General features: G+C 43.5%; 22 protein-coding genes. 17 read left to right on the forward strand and 5 right to left on the reverse strand.

What is annotated here, in order from left to right:
- Window positions 1-60: 60 nt before the first annotated feature.
- Window positions 61-2,373 (reverse strand): Tex family protein, encoded by a 2,313-nt coding sequence (locus EXT48_RS01565; protein WP_130163401.1) that lies wholly within the window; start codon window positions 2,371-2,373, stop codon window positions 61-63.
- A gap of 83 nt (window positions 2,374-2,456) precedes the next feature.
- Entirely contained in the window at window positions 2,457-2,942 is a 486-nt protein-coding gene (gene greB, locus EXT48_RS01570; RefSeq protein ID WP_010378480.1) for a transcription elongation factor GreB, read from the reverse strand.
- A gap of 214 nt (window positions 2,943-3,156) precedes the next feature.
- On the opposite strand from greB, the gene ompR reads away from it, so the two are divergent.
- The 4 genes from ompR to EXT48_RS01590 all read left to right on the forward strand — a co-directional run bounded on the left by ompR (window position 3,157) and on the right by EXT48_RS01590 (window position 6,572).
- Entirely contained in the window at window positions 3,157-3,876 is a 720-nt protein-coding gene (gene ompR / locus EXT48_RS01575; RefSeq protein ID WP_010378483.1) for a two-component system response regulator OmpR, read from the forward strand.
- 5 nt (window positions 3,877-3,881) lie between these two features.
- Entirely contained in the window at window positions 3,882-5,195 is a 1,314-nt protein-coding gene (envZ, locus tag EXT48_RS01580) for a two-component system sensor histidine kinase EnvZ (RefSeq protein WP_130163402.1), read from the forward strand.
- Window positions 5,196-5,219: 24 nt separating this feature from the next.
- Window positions 5,220-5,954, forward strand: a complete 735-nt coding sequence (locus EXT48_RS01585) for a hypothetical protein (RefSeq protein WP_239361172.1) — start codon at window positions 5,220-5,222, stop codon at window positions 5,952-5,954.
- A 252-nt stretch (window positions 5,955-6,206) separates the two neighbouring features.
- A complete protein-coding gene (locus EXT48_RS01590; RefSeq protein WP_130163403.1) occupies window positions 6,207-6,572 on the forward strand; it encodes a hypothetical protein in 366 nt (121 codons plus the stop codon).
- Between the two features lie 104 nt (window positions 6,573-6,676).
- Here the strand turns inward: EXT48_RS01590 and EXT48_RS01595 are convergent, their stop codons facing one another.
- The 3 genes from EXT48_RS01595 to hslR all read right to left on the reverse strand — a co-directional run bounded on the left by EXT48_RS01595 (window position 6,677) and on the right by hslR (window position 9,746).
- Window positions 6,677-8,215: a phosphoenolpyruvate carboxykinase gene (locus EXT48_RS01595; protein WP_010378491.1), complete on the reverse strand. Its 1,539-nt coding sequence runs from the start codon at window positions 8,213-8,215 to the stop codon at window positions 6,677-6,679.
- Between the two features lie 263 nt (window positions 8,216-8,478).
- A complete protein-coding gene (gene hslO / locus EXT48_RS01600) occupies window positions 8,479-9,324 on the reverse strand; it encodes an Hsp33 family molecular chaperone HslO (RefSeq protein ID WP_130163404.1) in 846 nt (281 codons plus the stop codon).
- Between the two features lie 11 nt (window positions 9,325-9,335).
- Window positions 9,336-9,746, reverse strand: a complete 411-nt coding sequence (hslR, locus tag EXT48_RS01605) for a ribosome-associated heat shock protein Hsp15 (RefSeq protein WP_010378496.1) — start codon at window positions 9,744-9,746, stop codon at window positions 9,336-9,338.
- 277 nt (window positions 9,747-10,023) lie between these two features.
- Between hslR and gspC the strand changes: the two genes are divergently transcribed.
- The 13 genes from gspC to EXT48_RS01670 all read left to right on the forward strand — a co-directional run bounded on the left by gspC (window position 10,024) and on the right by EXT48_RS01670 (window position 22,230).
- On the forward strand, window positions 10,024-10,914 hold the full coding sequence (gene gspC, locus EXT48_RS01610; RefSeq protein ID WP_130163405.1) for a type II secretion system protein GspC: 891 nt from the start codon (window positions 10,024-10,026) through the stop codon (window positions 10,912-10,914).
- Between the two features lie 27 nt (window positions 10,915-10,941).
- Complete coding sequence (gene gspD, locus EXT48_RS01615; RefSeq protein WP_039490902.1) at window positions 10,942-13,008, forward strand: type II secretion system secretin GspD; 2,067 nt, start codon at window positions 10,942-10,944, stop codon at window positions 13,006-13,008.
- Between the two features lie 40 nt (window positions 13,009-13,048).
- Window positions 13,049-14,587, forward strand: coding sequence for a type II secretion system ATPase GspE (gspE, locus tag EXT48_RS01620; protein ID WP_275446694.1), 1,539 nt, complete (start codon window positions 13,049-13,051; stop codon window positions 14,585-14,587).
- Complete coding sequence (gene gspF / locus EXT48_RS01625) at window positions 14,587-15,813, forward strand: type II secretion system inner membrane protein GspF (RefSeq protein ID WP_010378505.1); 1,227 nt, start codon at window positions 14,587-14,589, stop codon at window positions 15,811-15,813. Before gspE ends, gspF begins: the two co-directional genes overlap by 1 nt.
- Window positions 15,814-15,877: 64 nt before the next feature.
- On the forward strand, window positions 15,878-16,303 hold the full coding sequence (gene gspG, locus EXT48_RS01630; RefSeq protein WP_026001105.1) for a type II secretion system major pseudopilin GspG: 426 nt from the start codon (window positions 15,878-15,880) through the stop codon (window positions 16,301-16,303).
- Window positions 16,304-16,306: 3 nt separating this feature from the next.
- The gene (locus EXT48_RS01635) at window positions 16,307-16,900 is read left to right on the forward strand and encodes a prepilin-type N-terminal cleavage/methylation domain-containing protein (protein ID WP_130163407.1); all 594 of its coding nucleotides are present in this window, start codon (window positions 16,307-16,309) and stop codon (window positions 16,898-16,900) included.
- On the forward strand, window positions 16,897-17,274 hold the full coding sequence (gene gspI, locus EXT48_RS01640) for a type II secretion system minor pseudopilin GspI (RefSeq protein ID WP_130163408.1): 378 nt from the start codon (window positions 16,897-16,899) through the stop codon (window positions 17,272-17,274). The genes EXT48_RS01635 and gspI overlap by 4 nt, the downstream gene beginning before the upstream one ends.
- Complete coding sequence (gene gspJ, locus EXT48_RS01645; protein WP_039490911.1) at window positions 17,274-17,912, forward strand: type II secretion system minor pseudopilin GspJ; 639 nt, start codon at window positions 17,274-17,276, stop codon at window positions 17,910-17,912. Before gspI ends, gspJ begins: the two co-directional genes overlap by 1 nt.
- Window positions 17,909-18,910: a type II secretion system minor pseudopilin GspK gene (gene gspK / locus EXT48_RS01650; protein ID WP_130163409.1), complete on the forward strand. Its 1,002-nt coding sequence runs from the start codon at window positions 17,909-17,911 to the stop codon at window positions 18,908-18,910. Before gspJ ends, gspK begins: the two co-directional genes overlap by 4 nt.
- Window positions 18,907-20,112 (forward strand): type II secretion system protein GspL, encoded by a 1,206-nt coding sequence (gspL, locus tag EXT48_RS01655; protein ID WP_130163410.1) that lies wholly within the window; start codon window positions 18,907-18,909, stop codon window positions 20,110-20,112. Before gspK ends, gspL begins: the two co-directional genes overlap by 4 nt.
- Window positions 20,109-20,582, forward strand: a complete 474-nt coding sequence (gspM, locus tag EXT48_RS01660; protein ID WP_130163411.1) for a type II secretion system protein GspM — start codon at window positions 20,109-20,111, stop codon at window positions 20,580-20,582. Before gspL ends, gspM begins: the two co-directional genes overlap by 4 nt.
- Window positions 20,583-20,584: 2 nt before the next feature.
- Window positions 20,585-21,343 (forward strand): type II secretion system protein N, encoded by a 759-nt coding sequence (locus EXT48_RS01665; RefSeq protein WP_045988281.1) that lies wholly within the window; start codon window positions 20,585-20,587, stop codon window positions 21,341-21,343.
- A gap of 317 nt (window positions 21,344-21,660) precedes the next feature.
- Complete coding sequence (locus EXT48_RS01670; RefSeq protein WP_039490920.1) at window positions 21,661-22,230, forward strand: UPF0149 family protein; 570 nt, start codon at window positions 21,661-21,663, stop codon at window positions 22,228-22,230.
- The last annotated feature ends 6 nt before the right edge of the window (window positions 22,231-22,236 follow it).

Consider the following 22,236-nt stretch of genomic DNA (forward strand, 5'->3'; position numbering starts at 1 on the left):
CCCGACAAACGAAAAGCGCGACCAAGGCCGCGCTTTTCTTTGTTAGTTGCACTGTTGAAGTTACTTCTTCAGCTTTGCGAAGGCTTCAGCAAACGCATTACCCATCGCGGCGTTACCTGCATCTCGTGACTTTGGCTTTGAAGACTTAGACGCTGGTTTCCCTTTGTGCGGCTTAGCGTTTTGTTTTTGCGCTGGAGCTTGAGATATTTCATCGTTTAGACGCATGGTAAAGCTAATGCGTTTACGAGGCACATCAACCTCAATCACTTTGACCTTAACGATATCTCCCGCTTTAACGACTTCACGCGGATCGGAAATAAACTTATCCGTGAGTGCTGAAATGTGAACAAGTCCATCTTGATGTACACCTACATCCACAAAAGCCCCAAAATTGGCAACATTAGAGACCACACCTTCTAAAATCATACCGACTTTAAGATCTGTGATTGTTTCAACACCAGCTTTAAACTGCGCCGTTTTAAATTCTGGGCGAGGATCTCGGCCTGGCTTATCTAACTCTTTGATAATATCAGTGACCGTTGGTACCCCAAACTTATCATCTACATAGTCGTTTGCCACAAGGCCATTCAAGACTTCGCGATTACCGATAAGGGTATTCACTTCTAGATTTTGTTTTTTACAAATCGCTTTGACAACAGGGTAAGCTTCTGGGTGCACTGCCGATGCATCCAGTGGATCGTCGCCATTGGCGATACGTAAGAAACCAGCTGCTTGTTCAAATGCTTTAGGTCCTAATCGCTCAACTTTTTTAAGCGCTTTGCGATCCGTGAAAGAGCCATTTTCGTCGCGGTATTTTACGATGTTGCTGGCTAATGTTTTATTCAAACCCGAGACGCGCGTTAATAATGGTATCGATGCCGTGTTCACATCGACACCTACTGAGTTTACGCAGTCTTCGACCACAGCAGTTAGCGTTTGCCCTAGCTGGCTTTGAGAAACATCGTGCTGATATTGGCCAACACCGATTGATTTTGGTTCGATTTTCACAAGCTCTGCTAGCGGATCTTGTAATCTTCTTGCGATAGAAACTGCACCACGTAGAGATACATCAAGATCTGGAAATTCGTTTGCGGCAAATTCAGAGGCTGAGTACACCGATGCGCCAGCTTCACTCACCATGATTTTGTTGAGCTTTAATTCGGTAGCGCCTTTTAGCAGTTCTGCGGCCAGTTTGTCGGTTTCGCGAGACGCGGTTCCGTTACCGATAGCAATAAGCTCAACTTTGTATTGGCGGCACATTTGCTCTAGTGTCTTCAGCGACTTATCCCACTGGTTTTGAGGGGCATGAGGGTGGATAGTACTGGTTGCAATCAGTTTGCCTGTGGCATCGACAATGGCGACTTTACACCCGGTACGTAATCCCGGATCGATACCCATTGTCACTTTAGCACCAGCAGGCGCAGCCATCAGTAGATCTTTTAGGTTTTTCGCGAAAACTTCGATAGCGTCTAGCTCTGACTTTTCACGCATTGACCCTAAGAATTCGTTTTCCAAGTGCAGGGCGATTTTAATCTTCCATGCCCACTGGACCACACCCATTAACCAATCACTGGCAGCTTTACCAGAGACGGCTAGGCGGTAATGATCAGCAATAATCTGTGCACAAAATTGAGCGGCGTCTTCTGCGCTTGGTTCCGGGTTGATAGATAGTTGCAAAAAGCCTTCGTTACGTGCTCTTAGCATCGCCAGCGCGCGGTGTGATGGAATTTTATTTAGCAGCTCATTATGTTCAAAGTAGTCACGGTATTTACTTCCGGCCTCTTCTTTACCTGCAATGACTCTTGCTTCGATTTGCGCGTTGTCTTTAAGGTGTGCACGGAGTTTAGCAAGTAGCTTTGCGTCTTCTGCAAAACGCTCCATGAGAATGAACTTAGCGCCATCTAAAGCCGCTTTGCTGTCTGCAACGCCTTTGCTCTCATCAATGAAAGGAGTCGCTTGTTGTTCTGGGTCTAACGTTGGATCTGCAAATAAAGCGTCCGCTAGGGGTTCCAAACCTGCTTCTATCGCGATTTGGCCTTTTGTTCTGCGCTTTGGTTTGTATGGGAGATATAAATCTTCGAGTACGGTTTTGCTGTCAGCGGCTTGTATTTCTGCATTTAACTCGGCAGTGAGTTTACCCTGTTCATCGATGGTTTTTAAAATAAACTCGCGACGTTCATCAAGCTCTCGTAAGTAACCTAACCTTTGCTCAAGCAAACGCAGTTGAGTGTCATCTAAGCCACCCGTTACCTCTTTACGGTAACGTGCAATAAATGGAACGGTTGCCCCTTCGTCTAGCAAACTAATAGCAGCAGTAACTTGCTGTTCTCTGGCGTTAAGCTCCGTTGCTAAACGTTGTGTGATATTGCTCATGCAAAATCCTTATACTCTTCTTAATCGGTCTGTGTTGCCTAGACAATACTCATCTTTGGCAAACAAAATTTAGCTCAATGTTATCATTGTTCGGTGTTTCTGCGATATTCGATTTGGTTGATATACCAAAGTCTTCGGCCGTGCGGTGTGGTGACCGTAATTTCATCATCGACTTGTTTGCTTAGTAAGGCCCTAGCCATTGGCGCATCGATGGAGATGTAGTCATTGCGTTCGTATATTTCATCAGGTCCAACAATCCGAAATGCACGAACCTCGCCTTCTTCGCTTTCCACTTCTACCCAAGCGCCAAAAAATACTTTACCTTCTTGTTCGGGACTATATTCCACGACTTTTAGTTCGGGCATACGCTTTCGTAAAAAGCGCACCCGTCTATCTATTTGCCTTAATAAACGTTTATTGAAGGTGTAGTCGGCATTTTCGGAGCGATCGCCTAAACTCGCTGCCCAATTTACAATTTTGGTGATCTCTGGGCGCTTTTCAAACCACAAATGATCATGTTCTTGCTGCAGTTGGCGGTATCCTTCGGGCGTGATCAAATTCGTTTTCATGTTTCTCAGGTATTTTGGGTTAAACCCTTGTAATGTTCGGTAACAATCTAGTATCAATGTATGGTGTCGAAAAGCACCAAATTCAATTATATTTAAGCATAATAATATCATGGTCCATTATCGCCATGAGCGTTAAATGAACAGGATGATGATTTGTGCACGAAATGCCGCAGATCAGCAAGCTTTAGTAAATTAATAAATAGAAGAAATATAAATGGGAAATGAAACCACCAAAGTGCTCGTAGTTGACGACGATATGCGTTTGCGCAGTCTTTTAGAGCGTTATCTCGTAGAGCAGGGATTTATCGTCCGCAGCGCAGCCAATTCTGAACAAATGGATAGACTACTTGAACGCGAAAACTTTCACTTGATGGTGTTAGACTTGATGCTTCCTGGAGAAGATGGCCTTTCCATCTGTCGTCGTTTAAGACAAAAAGAGAATGAGATCCCAATTGTCATGCTGACGGCGAAAGGTGATGAAGTTGACCGTATTATTGGCCTTGAACTTGGCGCTGATGATTATATTCCAAAACCCTTCAACCCAAGAGAACTGTTGGCGCGAATAAAAGCCATTCTCCGTCGTCGTGCCAAAGAAGTACCAGGTGCACCTGCGGCAGAAGAAAACGAAGTGAGCTTTGGTAACTTTACCCTTAATTTAGCGACGCGAGAGATGCAACATGGGGAAGCGACGATTTCACTTACCTCAGGTGAGTTTGCGGTACTTAAAGCACTGGTGAGTCACCCTCGAGAGCCGCTTAGTCGAGATAAGTTAATGAACCTTGCTAGAGGGCGTGATTATAGCGCACTGGAGCGCAGCATTGACGTTCAGGTTTCGCGCTTACGTCGTATGATTGAAGATGACGCCTCTAATCCTCGCTATATACAAACGGTGTGGGGTCTTGGGTACGTATTTGTGCCTGACGGCGTGAAGTAGCCAGCATGTTACCTCGCAGTGCATTCGGGCAAACCGTCTTCTTTGTCGGCGCGTTACTATTGATAAATCAAGTCGTGTCTTACATTACCGTTACCTTATACGTCTTCAAACCAACTTTTGAACAAGTGAACCTGATGCTTGCTAAGCAGGTTAAAACGGTTTTCATTGATTGGGAGAATGGTGTTGAAGTTGATAACAGTGTATCTCGCAAATTCTTCGAGATAACGGGTATTGAGGTGATGACACAAAGAGAGGCCTATGTAAATGGGCTGGGGCAGGCCAAAGAATATACATTGCTGTCTCGTAGTATGTCGGATCAACTTAATGGTTCCGCGCGAGTCAGGATAAGCCAAGGAGATCCGGTTGTTTATTGGGTCGAAGCACCGCAAGCGCCAGGGTATTGGGTAAGAGTACCGCTTAGCGGACTCAGTGAAACAAAAATGGAGTTTTTAGTTTTTTACCTCTCCAGTATTGGTTTTTTAAGTGTGTTAGGGGGGTGGCTTTTTGCTAGGCATCTCAACAAACCGCTAAAATCGCTACAAATTGCAGCTAGTCGAGTAGGCGTCGGAGATTTTTCAACACGTCTTGTCGAAGAAGGGTCCACGGAAGTCATAGAGGTGACTCGGGCGTTTAACAAAATGTCTAAGGGGATCGCAGACCTAGAAAGTGATAGGCGACTGTTAATGGCTGGTGTGTCGCACGATTTACGTACACCCTTAACCCGAATTCGTCTAGCAACTGAAATGATGTCGGATGAAGAAGACTACCTGCGCGAGGGAATAATCGACGATATTGAAGATATGAATGCGATTATTGACCAATTCATCGAATATCTCCGTCATCACAACGGTGCAGAAATGTCGGCTGACGACGTTAACACGGTTATTGAAGAAGTCGTTCATGCAGAGCAGCAGCATCAGCGACCAATTCACTTGCAAGCAGAGGAATACTTACCTGCGGTGATGATGAATGCTGTTGCGTTAAAGCGGGTGTTCACTAACATGATTGAAAATGCGATCCGTTACTCTGAACAAGATATTGAGGTGACGACAGAGTACAGCCCCAAGCACCGTGCTGTTATCGTAAAAGTAATGGACAGAGGGCCCGGTATCCCTGAGTCAGAGTTAGAGTCTGTATTTGAACCATTTAAACAGGGAGATCAGGCTAGAGGGAGTGAGGGAAGTGGCTTAGGGCTTGCCATTATCAAACGTATCGTGACCACACACGGCGGTAAAGTAAGACTACGAAATCGAGATGGTGGTGGTCTGATCGCGGAGGTTTCTTTGCCTGCTTATCGGGGAAAGCTTGAGGAAGCATGATTTTCAAAAGAGTAGGCGAGCAAGTTGAGCACAATAAAGCATAGGGATTTAAGCTATCAAAAGGGAATATTAGATACACCGTATTTAAACCAATTGAAGCGAGTGATAGCGACAAGCTTTTCCAATGTAGAGGTAGAGCATTACTTTGCACTGTACTTTGAAAAAGGTGAAAGTACAAAGCGCAGACTTCGGTTGTTTTTATCAGGCGGTGACATTGTCGGCTATTGCTTATTGACCTTTGATGATAGCAACAAGGATGTTTGCATTGTTGGCGCTTCAGCTGCTTTTTTACCTGACTTTAGAGGGAAAAACAGTACCTTTAGGTTTTCTCTTATAGAAGTATTAAAACGTTATATACGTAACCCACGTAGAAAACTGTTATATGCAGATACTATGCTCAGCCCCGCAATGTTCAGGGCCATGGCAAAAAATATCGCCGAAGTTTATCCGAATAGCTTGTCTCCAAATAGCGCGATAGCAACGCTCTATAACACCATCAATTCGAGCGGTTTGGTCAGTTCTTATAATGGTCTAAGATGTTTGAAGGTTGTTGGGCGCAAAACCAATTACAGCGAGGCTGAAATTAAGCGCTTTAGAGAAAGCAGCAAAACTGAGATTGCACTTTACTGCAGTGTTAATCCTGACTTTGATAAAGGGACTGCGCTCGTTGTTATCATTCCTATTTCGCTTACACAATTTATATTAACACTAAAGAAAATATTATTGAGTAGAGTACCTAGTGTGTTAGGACAAGGATAAGTTCCGTCACTAGATATTTGTTATTGCTTCTAAGTCTGTCAAAAGGTTTTAGCCGATTGATCTGGTTTAACTTTGTGATATATATCCTTTTTTCTTGATGTTTACTAAGCTGAATTCAGTTCCTATTGTGCACTGCTGAAGAGTAAGTTCGATTTCCCAAGCAAAGTTTTATTGTTTTCAATGTGTTGATTTAATGTTTTATTTGTGTAAGTCTTTTGGGTGATAGTTAACTTAATATAAAAGGAAAATTGTATGAATAAGCTATTACCCGCAGTTGCTTTACTTGTGACAACTTTAACTATGAGCAATCAAGCTCATGCCAATGAAAAAAATGTGACAGTTGGTGAGTTTGGCGAAATTAGTGCTAATGGAGATATTGGCACTGCATCTATGTCTATTCCAGAGTTTAAGCAGTACTTTCGATATATTATGGACACAGACGAAGTCGCTAATATCACTTCACAATGCCGTATCTTGACTTACGTATACCATGATATTGATTTTAATTATATATACCCTGTCGAGTTTCGAATTGAGGCATACTCAAAGACTAAGCTTTATAAAACCTATAAAGGCCAAAGAGGACGCTTTCCTTCTGAGCAAAGGCTATGTAATTGATTAAAAAGCTTTAGCATAAAACAATAAACCCACTTGAAGTGGGTTTTTGGATCAAAAAAACGCCCAAACAAGGGGCGCTTTTGATAAAGGAATCTTTCTTAAGTTTAGCCGCGAGGACCTGCTGCTTTGATCGCTTCAGAAACATCGTATTTAGCGAAGTTTTCTTTGAAATCAGCCGCAAGCTTAGCTGCATATTCAGCATACTTAGCTTGATCTTGCCATGTATTTACCGGATTAAGTAGCTTGCTATCAACACCTTCCACTGCCACTGGTACATCTAAATTTAGTGCCTCAATGTGCTGTGTCTCAACGCCCTCTAATGTATCGTTTACGATTGCATCAATCACGGCGCGAGTTGTTGGAATGTCAAAACGCTTACCAATGCCATAAGGGCCACCAGTCCAACCTGTGTTTACTAGGTAAACTTTAGCGCCAAACTCACGCACGCGTTTCATTAGTAGCTCAGCGTACACGCCTGCTGGACGCGGGAAGAAAGGAGCACCAAAACAAGTTGAGAAAGTTGATTCGATATCAGAGGTTGAACCAATCTCAGTTGAGCCTACTTTCGCTGTGTAGCCACTAAGGAAGTGATAAGCCGCAGCTTCTTCGCTTAGGATTGAAACTGGAGGTAATACGCCACTTACGTCACAAGTTAAGAATACAACTGCTCGAGGCTCGCCCGCGCGGTTTTCAACTTTACGCTTTTCAACATGCTCAAGAGGGTAAGCTGCACGCGTATTTTGCGTTAAGCTTGAATCAGTATAATCAGGAGTACGCGTTTCATCTAGCACGACGTTTTCTAAAATAGTACCGAAACGGATTGCATCCCAAATAACTGGCTCGTTCTTTTGTGATAGGTCGATACATTTCGCATAACAACCGCCTTCAATGTTGAATACGCTACCAGGTGCCCAACCGTGCTCATCATCACCGATAAGAAAACGCTTAGGATCCGCAGAAAGCGTAGTTTTACCTGTTCCTGATAGACCAAAGAATAATGTTGTGTCACCAGCTTCGCCAACGTTTGCACTACAGTGCATAGGTAACACACCTTTTGCTGGTAGTAAGAAGTTCTGTACAGAGAACATCGACTTCTTCATTTCACCGGCGTAATGCATACCTGCGATAAGCACTTTGCGCTGTGCAAAGTTGATGATAACGGTACCATCGCTGTTTGTGCCATCACGCTCAGGATCACAAACAAAAGAAGGAACGTTCATCACCTGCCATTCAGGTAAATCAGTTTTGTTATAAGAGTTAGGTTCGATAAACATGTTTTTAGCGAAAATGTGGTGCCAAGCAGTTTCAGTCGTTACAACGACTGGTAAATAGTGCTCTGGATCCGCACCGACTTCTAAGTGAGAGACGAAGTGGTCATTTTCAAGAACGTGCGCTTCTACGCGAGCCCATAAAGCATCAAACTTAGCACCTTCGAATGGGCGGTTTACGTTACCCCATTGGATGTCATTTTCTGTGCTTGATTCTTTTACGATGAAACGGTCGTTTGGTGAACGTCCAGTACGACGACCAGTTTTTGCAACAAAAGCTCCATTTGCGGCTAAAGTGCCCTCGCCACGACGGATAGCGTGTTCGACAAGTTCAGCTGCGGTTAAATCGACAAAACGAGTAGCGCTTGAAGTCATGTTTATACCTAAAAAGTGAGAGTTGAACGGGATAGCTCTGGGGTACTCTTGCCCTTAGCTAAATTTATAGTAACAGATGAAATTGAGATATTCGAGCCTTTAGAGTGCTTAAAATTACATAAAAACGTCAAAAAACTTGAATAATTTCAATGATACCGGTGTCATAACTTTTGTATGTTTTATGACACCGGTATCACCCAATAGCCATAAAAAAACCGCCAAAAATGGCGGTTTCATTTTGTAATTAAGGGCTAAAGCGCAACTTAATTAAATAACGATTTAATATCTTGCTCGTTAAAAACGTAGTTTTTCAAGCAGTAATGACAGCTAATATTGACTTCGCCGTGTTTTTGCAAGTCTTCCATCAAGGCTTCTAGTCCGACATTGGCCAGCGCATTCTCGGTTTTTTCACGGCTACATCCACATACAAACGAGATAGCTTGTGGTTCAAAAAGTTGAGGATTGTCTTCGTGATACAGTCTTGTTAGTACGGTATTGGCGTCTAAATCTAGTAGCTCTTCATCTTTAATCGTGTCGCTTAGTGCTTCAAGATGTTGGAAATCGGCAACAGACTTTTCTTTATTGACGGGCAGTACTTGTAAAAACAGACCTGCCGCTTTCACTTTATCGCCAACTAGGCTTGTTGCGAACCATAAACGGGTTTTCAATTGCTCAGATTGTTCGAAGTATTCTTCTAAACATTCGGCAAGTGATGCTTTAGAAAGTGGAACTATGCCTTGATAGCGTTCGCCTTTTGTCGGTGTAATGGTGATAACCATATACCCTTTGCCCATTAGCTCAGGTATAGATGATCCCAAAACCTCAGATTGCAGCCTTGCCACTCCGCGCATCTGTTGTTTGTGATTACCATTGATCACCGCATATTTTACTGGACCATCACCTTGAAGCTGAACCGCAATGTCACCTTCAAATTTTAACGTAGCGGTCAGCAAACTCGTTGCAACCAATAACTCGCCTAATAGCTGTTGCACAGGCTCTGGGTAGTTGTGACCGCTAATGATGTCAGTAAAAGTCTGTTCTATTTGTACAAGCTCACCACGTACGTCTAGCTTGTCGAAAATATAACGATGAAGTAAATCAGTCTGCATCAATGAAAATCCTAGTTTGATTTCAATTTAAGTAATTCACGGCGTTGTTTCTTGTCCGGCTTAGTGGCAGGACGAGGCGCAAACAAGCTATTGTTTTGGCGCGCCAACGCGTTTTGAGTTCGTTTTTCAATACTCGCTTCAGACTCTTCATAAAGAGTTTGAGCGATAGGAGCCGCTTGTCGCTTCTCCATGATTTTGAGTATGGTTACTTCTTTCTCTTCATATCCTTGGGCCAATTTCACTACCGCGCCGACTTCAACCGTTTTACTTGGTTTGCAGCGTTGACCGTTGTAATGTACTTTGCCACCTTGGACCATGTCGCGAGCAAGCGCTCGTGTTTTGTAGAAGCGAGCAGCCCATAACCACTTATCAATACGAACTTTCTGTTCAGATTGGTTGTTTTCCTGTTGGAGTTTTGTCACAATTCGTTAACTATTTGCTAGTGTGAAATTTAACCTAACAAATTTAGCATATTTCGTTATGCAAACAAAGTAGATGACAGGCACTAAACTTGTGAGTTAATCGCACTTTACCTAAAAAATGAACTAATATGTGTGTCTATGTTCCAAAGGTTAAGTTTAGATTCAGTTAATTGGCCTACGGTGTACCTATTTAATTAAAAGTTTAACAAATGCACGCTTGTTGAAAAAATTTCGAGGCGGTACACTGGGGCGTTCAAGAGAATAAGAAAAGTATTATATGGAATTACAGTTACAACAGCTTCAGAAGTTTTGGCTTGGTTTGCCTCATGCAAAATTGAGTCGTATCATTGTTGTCCTGTCGGTTGTTTACGTTGCGTTTCTCTTTTCGCAATTATTTTGGTTGTTATGGCCTGTGCCACAAACACAACCTTTGCTCCCAGCATCACAACTGTATAGTCAATCAAGTAGCGGTATCACAAGCCGAGGAATTGTCGCTCAAAATTTGTTTGGTGAGGCAAATGCTAAGCCTGATACCAAACCACAGCCAGTGGTTTCTGATGCACCAGAAACAACGCTTAACGTTAGGCTAACTGGTATCGTGGCGGTAAGCCAAGATGATGGTGCAGGCCTTGCTATTATTGAATCTCAGGGGCGTCAAGAAACCTATTCAGTTGACGCGCCAATTTCAGGTACTCGCGCAAAGCTTGCTCGGGTATTACCTGATCGTGTGATTTTAGATGTTAGTGGGCGTTTTGAAACGCTTATGTTAGATGGCATAGAGTTTAGCCGCACTGTAGCGATGCCAACACAGTCCAAACAAATCGTAAAAGACAGTACTTCACCTTCTTTAAACGCAAATCACTCTGAGTTGGCGAATCGTCGCAAAGAGCTGATTAATGAGCCAGGTAAGTTATTTGATTATATTAAAATTTCACCAGAGCGCCGCAATGGAGAGCTAATTGGTTATCGCCTCACACCTGGTAAAGATCCTGAGCTATTTAATCAAGTCGGTTTACAAGCAAATGATCTAGCAATTGCGATTAATGGGTTTCAACTCACGGATATGAAACAGGCTATGTCAGCAATGAATGAACTAAGAAACAGCACAGACGCAAACATCACCATCGAACGAGACGGTCAGGTGATAGATGTGCAGTTTAGCCTGTAAAGTTACTAATTTTGGAGTTTTAGAAAAATGGGTAAAAAGCTACACCTCACAAAAACCAAAAAAGGGTTAGCTAAGTATGCAACGCTCTTGATTGCTGCTGGTATTTCACTTTCTGTTTCTGCGGTTGAATATGCCGCGAACTTCAAAGGTACTGATATTAATGAATTCATTAATATCGTTAGTGATAAGCTGAATAAGACTATCATCATAGACCCTAACGTGCGCGGTAATATCAATGTTCGCAGTTATGAGCTGATGGATGAAAAACTTTATTATCAGTTCTTTTTAAACGTGCTTGAAGTATATGGTTATTCAGTTATTGAAATGGATAGCGGTGTGCTTAAGGTAGTTCGTAGTTCTGATGGTAAAAAGTCGAACGTGCCTTTGGTATCTGGTGAAGAGCTAGGTAACGGTGACGTAATGGTAACACGCGTTGTTCGCGTGAAGAATGTCAGCGTGCAAGAGCTTGGTCCACTTATTCGTCAATTCAGTGACCAAAAAGATGGTGGTCACGTAACCAATCTAAATTCGGCAAACGTGATGATGTTAACCGGTCATGCGTCCTCAGTGAATCGCCTTGTTGATATTATCAAAACGGTTGACCAAGCGGGCGATAAGCGTGTTGATATCGTTAAGCTAAAGCATGCCACTGCTGAAGACGTTGTTAAAGTCGTTGAAAAGATTTTCCAAGACTCAGGGAAAGGCGGTGTGCCAGACTTCCTTATCCCGAAAATTGTATCAGATACCCGTACCAACAGCGTCATTGTTAGTGGCGAATCACAGGCACGTAGCCGCGCGGCCGAACTCATCAAGCGTTTAGATGATGAATTACAATCTCAAGGCAATACTCAGGTTTTCTACCTGAATTACGCAAAAGCGGAAGATCTGGTTAAGGTTCTTCAAGGCGTGAGTAAATCGATTGAAGAAGAACAAGCTGCAGGTCAGCAAGCAAGAACTCGCAGTAGTAGCAAAAATGAAACCAGTATTGAGGCGCACGAAGACTCAAACTCGCTGGTGATTACCGCACAGCCAGATACAATGCGCTCATTAACTCAGGTGATTAAAAAGTTAGATATTCGTCGAGCTCAAGTACTGGTTGAAGCGATCGTTGTTGAGGTTTCTGAAGCCGATGGTATTAACCTTGGCTTACAATGGATCTCTGAAAAAGGCGGGATGCTGCAGTTTAATGATGGCAACACTGTTCCGATCGGTTCACTAGCTGTTGCTGCTGAACAAGCACGTGATAGAGAGATTAAAGGAACTATCGTTGGAACAGACGATAATGATGTATCTAATACCACCACTACCGAGCGCGGAGATTATAGCGGTTTGGCAGGCTTACTGAAAAATATCAATGGTCTGGCGGCTGGTATTGTGAAGAATGATTGGGGTGCAATCATTCAAGCGGTAACCACGGATACCAACTCAAATATTCTAGCTACACCGTCTGTTACCACTATGGATAACGAAGAAGCGTCCATGATCGTCGGTGAAGAAGTTCCGATCGTGACTGGTTCTACTGCAAACGACAATAACTCAAACCCATTCCAAACGGTAGACCGCCAAGAAGTAGGTATTAAATTAAAAGTAACCCCTCAGATTAACGATGGTACAGCAGTTCAACTGACGATAGAACAAGAAGTATCAAGCGTGAAAGGTGCGACGTCGGTGGATATTCGAGTGGCTAAACGTGCTATCAATACCACGGTTATCGCTGATGATGGCGGCATGGTTATCTTAGGTGGTCTGATTGACGAAACCGTTCAAGAAAGTGTTTCTAAAGTACCACTATTAGGTGATATTCCAGTGTTAGGTCACCTATTTAGATCAACAGGAACTAAGAAGGAAAAGCGTAACTTACTCGTCTTTATCCGTCCGACTATTGTACGTGATAGCCGCAGTATGAACGAGATTAGCCATTCAAAATATAACTTTATCCGTGGTGAGCAGCATAAACAAAGAGAAGACGGTATCGAGTTGATGCCATTTGAAGATACGCCAATCCTACCTAAGTGGGATGACAAACTGACTCTACCTCCGACGTATGAAGAGTTCTTGAAAGAGCAAAATAGAAAAGAGCGTGAAAATGATTGATGAGAAAGTCACGCCAGATCTAGGAGCTGAGGCTGAAGAGATGGCTGCGCAGCTGCAAAGCGCTGAGCCAATAGTAGGTGAAGTGGCTGACATGCCTGTCGTACCAACGATTTCATTGCGTTTACCGTTTTCGTTTGCACGTCGAAAGGGGGTGTTACTCAGCCCAGATGGCGATCAGGCTAAGCTTTTTCACAAAGGCACGCTTGATCTTGAAACGCTGATGGAAGTACGCCGCGTTGCAGGTAAAACATTACATCTTGAAGCATTAGATGAAGACCGCTTTGAGCATATGCTTGAAGCGTCTTATCAAAGAGACAGCTCTGAAACACAACAGATGATGGAAGACATCGGCAATGAGATGGATTTGTTCTCGCTTGCTGAAGAATTGCCACAAACAGAAGATCTGCTTGCTGCGGATGATGATGCGCCTATCATCAAGCTCATTAACGCCATGTTGAGTGAAGCGATAAAAGAAGGCGCATCAGATATCCATATCGAAACCTTCGAGCAAGAACTGGTTATTCGCTTTAGGGTTGATGGTGTACTGAAAGAAGTATTGAAGCCAAACCGGAAACTGTCTTCATTGTTAGTGTCTCGTATCAAAGTAATGGCTAAGCTCGACATCGCAGAAAAACGTGTACCGCAAGATGGCCGTATCAGTTTGCGGATCGCGGGACGTGCTGTAGATGTACGTGTATCAACGATGCCATCAAGCTTTGGTGAGCGCGTGGTACTGCGTCTACTAGACAAAAATAATGCGCGATTAGATCTTGAAGATTTGGGCATGACCCAAGCAAACCGCGATGCGTTTGCAGAGATCATTGCCAAGCCTCACGGCATCATACTGGTTACCGGTCCAACGGGCTCAGGTAAGAGTACGACCTTGTACGCCGGCATGACACAAATCAATTCTAGGGATCGTAATATTTTAACGGTTGAAGATCCGATTGAATATGAGATCCCAGGCATTGGCCAAACACAAGTAAATCCAAAAGTGGATATGACATTCGCTCGAGGTTTACGTGCGATCCTACGTCAAGATCCCGATGTAGTGATGGTTGGTGAGATCCGAGATTTAGAAACCGCGCAAATTGGTGTTCAAGCATCTTTGACCGGCCACTTGGTATTATCCACACTACACACGAATACGGCCGCCGGTGCTATCACGCGTATGGAAGACATGGGGGTTGAGCCGTTTCTTTTGAGTTCATCACTGCTAGGCGTGTTGTCACAGCGATTGGTAAGAACGCTTTGCCCTAACTGTAAAGAAGCGCATTTGGCGGATGAACGAGAATGTGAACTATTGGGTGTGGCTAAAGACAGTGGCACGCAAATATTCCGTGCAGTCGGCTGTGAAGAGTGTAACTTCAATGGTTACAAAGGCCGTACAGGTATTCATGAGCTTCTCATCGTTGATGAGCCTATCCGTGAACTTATTCATAACGGTAAAGGTGAGCAAGCGGTAGAAAAGTATATTCGTAAGCGTACGCCAAGCATCCGACAAGATGGCTGTTCGCGAGTACTTGCTGGCCAAACAACCTTAGAAGAAGTAATGCGTGTAACGCGTGAGGAAGGCTAATGGCAGCGTTTGAATACCGCGCCTTAGATGGTAAAGGCAAAGAGAAGAAAGGAATTTTAGAGGCGGATACGGCGAAGCAAGTTAGGCAAATGCTGAGAGAAAAAGCCATGATGCCACTTGAAGTTTTGCCTGCTGCTGAGAAAGATAAAAACCAAAGTAGTGGTGGTTTTACGCTTTTTAAAGGCTACCGTCCCTCGGTATCAGACCTTGCCTTGATCACGCGCCAGTTGGCGACCTTGATCCAATCTTCTTTACCTGTTGAGGCTGCGGTGATGGCTGTGGCTGAGCAATGTGAAAAGCCAAGATTAAAGCGTATGCTGATGGCGGTAAGATCAAAAGTCGTTGAAGGTTATACACTTGCAGATGGTATGTCGGAGTTTCCTCACGTATTTGATCACTTGTACCGCTCAATGGTTGCCGCTGGAGAAAAGTCAGGGCACTTAGATGAAGTACTAAATCGCTTGGCCGATTACACTGAACAGCGCCAACATATGCGTAGCCAAATTACGCAAGCGATGGTGTATCCCATTATTTTGGTTATCTTTGCTATCGCGATTGTTTCCATTCTATTGGGAACGGTAGTACCAAAGATCTTGAAGACCTTTGAGAAGTCTAAGCAAGCACTGCCTTGGACAACCGAGTGGGTTATGGCTGCCAGTAATTTTGTACAAAACTACTGGATGATCACGTTGGCAGTGGTTGTCATTGGCACCTACGCGATTAAAAAAGCATTACAAAAACCTAAGATCCGTTTTTGGTATGATAGCAAGCTGCTGAGTTTACCGGGTCTTGGAAAGGTAACTCGCAGCGTCAATACTGCACGATTTGCGCGTACCTTAAGTATTCTCTCATCGAGTTCGGTTCCGCTACTTGAGGGCATGAAAATCTCAGGTCAAGTACTTGAGAACGAAAAAATCAAAGCCTCCGTTGCAGAAGCCGCGACTCGGGTGAGTGAAGGTGCAAGCCTTAGAGCGTCGTTGCAGCAGACTAAAATGTTCCCACCTATGATGCTGCACATGATTGCCAGCGGTGAAAAGTCGGGTGAATTAGAACAGATGCTTGAACGTGCAGCGAATAACCAAGAAAGAGAATTTGAAAGTATGGTAAATGTCTCGCTGAAGTTGCTAGAACCTGCGATGATAGCGACGATGGCAATTATTGTACTGTTTATAGTTATGGCGATTCTTCAGCCTATTATGGCGATGAACAAAGCCGTAGGATTGTAGTCAAAAAGGAAAGGCCATCGCATGTTTTTGCATGGTCATCAATAACAGCATTGAGGTAAACATTGTGAAAAAACAATCAGGTTTCTCACTACTAGAAGTGATGGTGGTACTTGTTATCATCGGTATGATCTTATCTATCGTTGCGCCTAACGTGATGGGTCAACAAGAAGAAGCAGCAAAAGAAAAGGCACGTCTAGATATTCGTCAGATTGAAGACGCAATGAAGATGTACAAACTAAAAAACAAACGCTATCCAACCACAGAGCAAGGTTTGGAAGCTTTGGTGACGCAAACCAATATTGACCCGGTACCAAAACGTTTCCCTGAAGGTGGCTTTATTTCTAAGCTTCCAGAAGATCCATGGGGTAATCCTTACCAATTAGTAAGTCCTGGCGAAATGAGCCAAATCGATATCTTTTCAATGGGTCCGGATGGCGAAGTTGGCACTGATGATGATATCGGTAACTGGGATACGGAAGACGAACGTTAATCTATGTTAGCACCTCTGCACAAACCGGCATTAGCTAAGGTAAAGGGCTTCAGTTTACTTGAAGTCCTTATTGTCTTGGTGATCATTGCTTTTTCAGTAAACCTCATTACTTATACCGTCAGTGATAGTGATGAGGAAGAGCTCGAAACCATGGCTATGCGTGTGCAGGGGACGATTAATCTTGCGTCAGAATTTGCAGTACTAAATCAGGTTGAACTTGGTTTTCACTTAGATAAAGGTGTGATTGAGTTTTTGGTTTTTGACGGTGAGAAGTGGCGAACTTTCGAAGCCGACGATATCTACAAACCTATTGAGCTGCCTGAGCAGTACAAAGTGGAATTGATCTTAGAAGATCTGCCGTGGTCTCAAGATAACTTACTTGAGCAAGCAAATTGGCGAGAGTTGATGAGTGGCGGCGACGACGACAATTTACTTGAACTTAAAAAGCTCAAGATCCCGGAAGTACTTATTTTATCTTCCGGTGAAGTCAGCGCATTTAGATTAAGTGTGGAAAATAAAGAACTGCAAGAGCCAATATATTTTGTCGAAGGCGAATTTATGGCGCCGGTAGGGCTGAAGCGGGAACCTGAAGAATGAACGCTAGAAAAGGCTTAGGCTTTACCTTACTTGAAGTCATGGTTGCGCTAAGTATTTGTGCTGTCGCTGGTATTGCTGCAATGCAAGCGACAAGCGAACATATAAATCATATCAGCTCGCTTGAAGAGCAGACCTATGCGTCGTGGGTGGCAGAAAATCGTTTGGTATTTTTGCGTGCGCAAGGCGATGACTGGCATGGGAAGAATGGTAACAAAGGCGAAGAGGAAATGGCTGGGGTCACTTGGTATTGGCAACAGCATATCCAACAAACCGCAGATCCTAGCTTTGTAAAGCTCACCGTGCACGTTTTCCGCGAACCTGAACTCAAAAACTCAGTGTATGACATCACCACTTTTATGTACCGGAGTAAGTAGTGACAGTGCATACACCTCAGCGTGGTTTCACGCTAATAGAAGTATTGTTGGCACTGGCTATTTTAGCGGTGGTGGTGACGGCGACTCATCAAATTTTAGATTCAACGTTGAAGGCCCAAGCGGCTTCAGCGGAAAAAATTGCCGAAATTGAAGGTCTACAAACGACTTTCCGCTTGATGGATCAGGATTTTAATCAGATCACTAAGCGAGAAGTCAGAAATGAAGCAGGGGATTTTAGCCCAACTTATATCATCCATGGCCGTTATGAACTCGAGAGCCAATATGATGGTATCGCTTTTGTTCGTGATGGTTGGACTAACCCTATTAGTTTATTGCCACGTTCTGAACTGCAGGCTGTCGGTTATCGTGTTATCGATGACAAACTGGAGCGTATTTATCGAGTATATGTTGACCAGCTTGATGGAACAGAACCCCGCGCGCAGGTCATCTTGGAAGATGTCGAAGAATTAAAGTTTGAGTTTTTGGACGACAAACTAAAATGGCAAGCTGATTGGAAGTCGAAATCGTTACCTAAAGCGATTAAAGTGACGTTGCAAAGAAAAGACTCGGATCCAATAAGCCGTTTATTTTTGACGCCAGGCAGTGGTGTCGCAGATGATAAGGGGCAACAGCCATGAAGCAGCAAGGTGCGGCGCTTGTTATCGTACTTTTCATCGTTGCATTGGCAGCGACAATTGCCGCTGAAATGGCGAGTAGTTTAATGGTGCAGGTACAAAAGGCTTCGAATATTCAAACTCAGCAACAAGCCAAGTGGTATAGCTATGGTGCTGAGGAATTAGTCAAAAGAGCGTTGATACAAGCGAAAAAAGATGATCCTGATACCGTTAATCTAGACCAGCCTTGGGCTCGTGAAGAAGTGCCTTACCCCGTTGACCATGGTACGTTGAGTGGTAAAGTTACAGACTTACAGGCATGCCTAAACCTGAATGCCTTGAGAGCAAAGTCACAAACAAATGGAAATGACCAAGGTGGTCAGCAGATTGGTGGAAAGAATACAAACCTAGCCCATGCTGCGCTATTGGAACTTTTGAAGAATATTGAGGATTTGCCGAGTAACGAAAGCGAGGAAGCCCTTGCTGATAGTGTCTACGATTGGCTTGATGAAGATAGCATTACTTACCGCTCAGGGGCAGAAGAAGACGAGTATATGTCTAATCAGACGCCTTATTTAACGGCTAATAATTTGATGGCGTCTGTCAGTGAGCTACGCGTGATTAAGGGCTTTAATCCGCTGGTGATGGAAAAGATTAAGCCTTATGTTTGCGTGATCCCCGGAAGTGAGGAGCTTGCGGTAAACGTCAATACGATATTGCCAGAACAAGCGCTTCTACTCAGTGCGCTTATACCTGGTTTATCGAAGTCAGGTGCTGAAGCTATTATTTCTGCAAGACCAAAAAAAGGTTTTACCGATATTAATGAATTTTACACGGAAGTCGCGAATCAAGGGGTCAAAGACCCTAACAAGACTTCCAAAACTTTTACGATTAACAGCAATTATTTTCAGTTGCGAGCAACAGCTGTGTTTGATGAGCGACGCTTTTCTCTCACATCAATTATAGAAACAAAAGATGGTAAAGCGTACGTGCTTGCTCGTAAATTTGGAGGCGTAGAGTGACAGAACAATTATTGATCCGTGTGGATCAGTCACACCAGGCGACAATACACTGGTTAGTGTGGTCAACAGAACAACAACAAATTATTGCCAGTGGTGAACTAGAAGGGAGTGAACAGCTTGGTAGCCTTGCCGAAAAAGCGCAAACGAGACCGGTTGTTTTGTTACTACCAGCGACTGCGGTGCAGTTACGCACGCTAGAATTACCAGCAAAATGGAATAGGAAACTAGAGCAAGCCTTACCGTTTATGCTTGAGGAACATGTTGCAACCGACATCGATGCGCTATTTATCGCAATTGGTAAACCGGGCATGAAAGCCGACACACATACTATCGATGTTGCGATTTGTGATAGCAGTTGGCTACAAAGCTGGTTTAGTGCCTTCGATGATGCTGGGATCAGTGTAAGTAAAGCGCTACCGGACGCCTTATGTTTGCCGCTTCATGAAGAGATGACTAGTGCCGTGCAGTTAGGTCAGCAATGGCTATTCAAACACAATGCTTGGCAAGTTGGCACTGCTGAACTTAGCTGGGTTAACGAGTACCTCACCATTGCGGGTGTTAAGCAGCTGGCGCATTTTAGCCCGGCAAGCGATTTCTCAGAAACGATAACGCTTACTGCGCAACAACAAGATTACGATTTACCTTTAGCCATCTTCGCGAAATCACTATCAAATATTGATTTTAATTTGCGTCAAGGTCGATTTGCTGCGAAGAAAAAGCAGCCGCAATGGTGGCGTGACTGGCGCAGTGGCCTAATAGCGGCGAGCGTGGCAGTAGTGAGCTTTATCGCAATTAAAGGCACTCAACTGTATGTGATAAGTCATCAAGCTAATCAGCTAGAAACCCAAGCGGTCGCTATGTATCAACAGGCATTTCCAAATAAAGTAGTGCGTCCGCACTTATTGAAAAAACAGATCCAAAATGAGCTTGATGCGTTATCTGGCACGGAACAAGGTGGTTTGCTCGAATTAACTAATCACTTTGTGGCCATTTATGAAGAGATCGATGCTTTCGCTCCTGAAACGCTGCGTTATGATAAACGTAGGAATGAGCTTAGAATTCGAGCACGCGCAAAAGAGTTTCAGGTATTTGGTCAGGTCAAAGCAATTTTAGAGCAACGCGGTGTAAGTGTTGAACAGGGCGCCCTGAACAATGATGGTGACTTTGTGGTGGGTGAAATTCGCATTCGAGGTGCAGCATGAAGCAGCAAGTAGTGAACTATTGGCGTGGTTTAAAAGAGCAAGAACAAAAACTGTTGATTGTTGCTAGCGTTATTTTTATCGTTTTTGTTCTAATAATGGGTATATTCAAACCTTTGAATCAGGCTGTCAGCGATGCCGAAGCTAAGCTAAAACGTAATCACGAACTCGTAAATTGGGTTGGTCAAAGCGTGAGTAAGCTGAAATCTAGCAGTCCCGCACAGGTGATCAGCGGCGGTAATATCAGCCAGATAGTCAATAACACCCGTGGCCGTTTTCAAATTGATATCAGCAAAATGCAACCTAGTGGCGAAAGCTTGCGTTTAACCATCGATGATGTGGAATTTAATAAACTTGTTGCTTGGATAGATGAACTGACAAATAAGCATGGAGTAAAAGTAGAAAACCTAGACCTTACACAAGGGAATTTACCTGGCTTTGTGCGTGTTAGTCGCTTGGTTTTAGAGAAATAATTATGAAAAAAACACTATCTCTACTCATTATATTTTTACTCGCATTTATTATTTTTAGTGCTTTTACTATGCCAGCTGCGGTGTTGCTGCAAGTTTTTAAAGGCCAATTGCCAGCTAATTTGCAGCTAGGCGCAGTAAATGGTTCTGTTTGGCATGGTCAAGTGAGCGGTGTGAGATTCAATAACATTCAATTGAATCAGGTTAAGTGGGAGCTTGAACCGTCGTCATTACTACTCGGTGAGTTGGCAGGCAATGTACAGTTTGGTAATGCGAGAGATAAAAATGAGATCTCAGGAAAAGCTAATTTCTCATCGAATTTAGTAAGTAAATCCGTGATGGTAAATAATGCCTCACTTCGTTTCAGTGTTGAGCAGGCTATGGATCAAGTAACTCTGCCATTGCCGGTTGATGCCAAAGGGCGCGTTATCGTCAATGTGAAGGAGTATCAAAGTGGTGCACCGTATTGCGAAGGACTAAATGGTGAGATAAGTAGTCCAAATATTGATGTTAAAGGCATGAATGGCTGGTTTAGTATCGGAGACCTTAGTGGTCAGCTCGATTGTAAATCAGGAGATATTGCCGTGGTTGTAGACCCTGAAAATCGTCTGGGCTTACAGGCTGATGCGACACTAGCTGCCAATTTCCAGTTTCGCGTGTCTGGTAATATCAAGCCAGATGCAAGTCTACCAAAAGAAGTACACGATGCGGTTAAGTTTTTGGGGAGACCGGATGGCGAAGGTCGCTACCCAGTAAATTTATAATATACTTCTGTCATATCAGACTTTAGTTATACCAATTTGCTTAATTAAGTGACCTATTTTGAGGCGAGAAAATCTTGTCGATAACACCGCTTACGCGTCCTGCTATCGCCAAGGTACCTACATCCATGTAGGCAAGGCGAAAATTTTGCTATTTAGTTGTTCTAAATGAGAAATTTTTAACGCAGTTAGCGTCAGATTTGCTCCTTCAAATTGAGCAAGTATTAAGACTAATTGGTATTAATCTAATCTCAGGTTAGTTATTAATATAAAAGCATTTTTGTAGGCGCTGATACGGCGCCTAAGTTCAAGGCAACACTATGCACGACTTCTCTTTTACTGCAGCTGATCAGCTGAATTTAGAAAACTACTTTTCTGCGCGCAAACTTTCTATTGATATTGCTTTTTTACAAGGATATTTATTTGCTACCTGTATAGACCCAAACGGTATCGAGGTAGATAAGTGGCTTAAGACTTTAACCAACGCAGATCCCGAACTAGATGAGAGTATTGCATTTGCATTGATGGCTTTACATCATGAAATTTCTGAGCAGGTATACGAAACTGAATTTCAATTGCCTTGGAGTGGTGAAACACCACTTGAGCAAAAAATTAATTGGGCCGAAGGGTTTTTAATGGCGGCGACGCCCTTTTATGAGCAATTGATGTCCAGTCCGCTCGCCGACGATATTAAACAAGCTTTGCAAGTGAGCACAGAACAACTGGGGCTTTTTGCACTTGGTGAGCAACAGTTAACGATTTACTGTGACAAAGTAGGACAGTCACTGACCGAGTTTCAACTAACTCAAGCGCAATTGGCTGACGAGTTTGCCGCTTCTTATGCTGAGTTAGTCGAAGTTGCCGCAGTGAATAGCGGACTATTTGATTAATCAAAA

This window comes from Pseudoalteromonas sp. CO348 (genome assembly GCF_004208845.1).
GTDB lineage: Bacteria > Pseudomonadota > Gammaproteobacteria > Enterobacterales > Alteromonadaceae > Pseudoalteromonas > Pseudoalteromonas maricaloris.

Bases quoted from the DNA above. Each gene is read 5' to 3' on its own strand.
- EXT48_RS01565 (WP_130163401.1), bottom strand. From the start codon at position 2,373: ATGAGCAATATCACACAACGTTTAGCAACGGAGCTTAACGCCAGAGAA.
- EXT48_RS01595 (WP_010378491.1), bottom strand. From the start codon at position 8,215: ATGACTTCAAGCGCTACTCGTTTTGTCGATTTAACCGCAGCTGAACTT.
- EXT48_RS01665 (WP_045988281.1), top strand. From the start codon at position 20,585: ATGAAAAAAACACTATCTCTACTCATTATATTTTTACTCGCATTTATT.
- gspC (WP_130163405.1), top strand. From the start codon at position 10,024: ATGGAATTACAGTTACAACAGCTTCAGAAGTTTTGGCTTGGTTTGCCT.
- gspI (WP_130163408.1), top strand. From the start codon at position 16,897: ATGAACGCTAGAAAAGGCTTAGGCTTTACCTTACTTGAAGTCATGGTT.
- gspM (WP_130163411.1), top strand. From the start codon at position 20,109: ATGAAGCAGCAAGTAGTGAACTATTGGCGTGGTTTAAAAGAGCAAGAA.
- EXT48_RS01670 (WP_039490920.1), top strand. From the start codon at position 21,661: ATGCACGACTTCTCTTTTACTGCAGCTGATCAGCTGAATTTAGAAAAC.
- ompR (WP_010378483.1), top strand. From the start codon at position 3,157: ATGGGAAATGAAACCACCAAAGTGCTCGTAGTTGACGACGATATGCGT.
- gspD (WP_039490902.1), top strand. From the start codon at position 10,942: ATGGGTAAAAAGCTACACCTCACAAAAACCAAAAAAGGGTTAGCTAAG.
- gspF (WP_010378505.1), top strand. From the start codon at position 14,587: ATGGCAGCGTTTGAATACCGCGCCTTAGATGGTAAAGGCAAAGAGAAG.
- gspK (WP_130163409.1), top strand. From the start codon at position 17,909: ATGAAGCAGCAAGGTGCGGCGCTTGTTATCGTACTTTTCATCGTTGCA.
- gspE (WP_275446694.1), top strand. From the start codon at position 13,049: ATGGCTGCGCAGCTGCAAAGCGCTGAGCCAATAGTAGGTGAAGTGGCT.
- greB (WP_010378480.1), bottom strand. From the start codon at position 2,942: ATGAAAACGAATTTGATCACGCCCGAAGGATACCGCCAACTGCAGCAA.
- EXT48_RS01635 (WP_130163407.1), top strand. From the start codon at position 16,307: ATGTTAGCACCTCTGCACAAACCGGCATTAGCTAAGGTAAAGGGCTTC.
- envZ (WP_130163402.1), top strand. From the start codon at position 3,882: ATGTTACCTCGCAGTGCATTCGGGCAAACCGTCTTCTTTGTCGGCGCG.
- hslO (WP_130163404.1), bottom strand. From the start codon at position 9,324: ATGCAGACTGATTTACTTCATCGTTATATTTTCGACAAGCTAGACGTA.
- EXT48_RS01590 (WP_130163403.1), top strand. From the start codon at position 6,207: ATGAATAAGCTATTACCCGCAGTTGCTTTACTTGTGACAACTTTAACT.